Here is a 1,711-nt window from a genome sequence, read left to right on the forward strand (position 1 = left end):
GCGCCGTCCCGGCCGCAGGGCGCCGCGCTGAGCCCAACCTTGTTCCGCCACCCGCGGGCGTCGCGCGAGATCGACCTCGGTCGCGCCGTCATCGCCTATGAATTCCAGCGCGCGCGGCGCCGCTCGATCGGCATGGTGGTCTCGGCCGAGGGGCTGAGCGTGCGCGCGCCGCGCTGGGTCGGCCGCAGCGAGATCGACGCCGCGTTGCGCGAGAAGGCGGCCTGGATCCAGGCCAAGCTGGTCGAGCAGCACGAGCGCGCGCAGAAGCACGCCGCCTCGCGCATCGAGTGGCGCGACGGCGCCAGCCTGCCCTTCCTCGGCGAGACGCTGATCCTCGTGCTCGACCCGCGCGCCACCGGCGCGGTGCTCAACAGCGACGCGGCGGCGCTGCCCGGCGTGCCGCGGCTCACGCTGCACATCGGCCTGCCGCACAGCGCCGCGCCCGAGCAGATCCGCGACGTGGTGCAGGCCTGGCTGCAGCGTCAGGCGAAACGCCTGTTCGAGGAACGCTGCACCCACTTCGCGCCGCGCCTGAAGGTGCAGGTGCGCCGGCTGGCGCTGAGCTCCGCCCAGACGCGCTGGGGCAGCGCCAGCGCCGACGGTTCGGTGCGCCTGAACTGGCGCCTCATCCACTTCGCGCTGCCCACCATCGACTACGTGGTGGCGCACGAACTCGCCCACCTGCGCGAGATGAACCACAGCCCGCGCTTCTGGGACGTGGTGCGCTCGGTCATCCCCGACCTTGACACGGCCCGCGGCGCGCTGCGCCACGAGATGGTGCCGGCGTTCGACTGACGCGCGGGCGGGCGTCGGGCTACCAGCCCAGCGGCCCGGCCCAGCCCCGGTAGAGCTTGGGCAGCGGCGTCGCGTAGTCGCCGTGCTTGCTGGTGCGCAGCCCCAGGCCGACCAGCGCCTCGGCCAGCTTGACCGCGGCGGCCACGCCGTCGATCACCGGCACGCCCAGGCGCTGCTGTAGCGTGCCGCACAGACCGGCCATGCCGGCGCAGCCCAGCACGATGGCGCCGCTGTGGTCCTGCGCCAGCGCGGTGCGCGCGCTCGCCTCGATCTGCGCCAGCAGCGCGTCGCCGGCTTCCTCGAGCGCGAGCACCGGGATGTCGGTGCCGTGGATGCCGCGGCAGCGTCGCTCGAAGCCGTACTTCAGCACCAGGTGCTCGGCGATCACGCAGGTGCGCGTCATCGTCGTGACGACCGAGAAGCCGGTGGCCAGCATCGAGGCGACGTGGAAGGCCGCCTCGGCGGTGCCCAGCACGGGTGCGTCGGTCGCCTCGCGGGCCGCGTCGAGGCCAGGGTCGCCGAAGCAGGCGATCAGCACCGCGTCGGGCGCCAGCGGCGCGGCCTGCCGCACCTGTTCGGCCACGCCGGCGGCGGCGAACACCTCGTCGTAGTGGCCCTCGATCGACGCCGGCCCGAAGCCGGGCTGGGTGGCGATCACTTCGGTGCCCGCGGCGGCGACTGCGCGCGCGGCGTCGGCGATGCCTGCGGTCATGCCGGCGGAGCTGTTGGGGTTGATGAGCAGCAGCTTCATGGGATTCATCTCGTGAACAGGATCAGTGCGTTTTGCATACAAAACGCGCGGGGGGACCAGCGATGGTGCGCGCCTGAGGTCGGTCGAGCGGGCGCCCGCCGCACCTTGCGAGGCGCGTGCAAGGACCGCACCCGGGCGTCGCGGCCGGCAGGGCCGCAGCGGCGG

At 73.8% G+C, this 1,711-nt stretch carries 2 protein-coding genes; one reads left to right on the plus strand and one right to left on the minus strand.

The window, feature by feature from the left end; all coding sequences use genetic code 11:
* Positions 1 to 795 (plus strand): SprT family zinc-dependent metalloprotease (locus x551_RS21805; protein WP_036251378.1); only part of this gene is annotated, 795 nt, incomplete at its 5' end.
* A 19-nt stretch (positions 796 to 814) separates the two neighbouring features.
* Here x551_RS21805 and x551_RS21810 read toward each other — a convergent pair.
* Complete coding sequence (locus x551_RS21810; protein ID WP_036235414.1) at positions 815 to 1,546, minus strand: aspartate/glutamate racemase family protein; 732 nt, start codon at positions 1,544 to 1,546, stop codon at positions 815 to 817.
* Between the last annotated feature and the right edge of the window lie 165 nt (positions 1,547 to 1,711).

Origin of the sequence: Methylibium sp. T29, assembly GCF_000576205.1 — a bacterium.
Taxonomy (GTDB): Bacteria; Pseudomonadota; Gammaproteobacteria; order Burkholderiales; family Burkholderiaceae_C; genus Methylibium; species Methylibium petroleiphilum.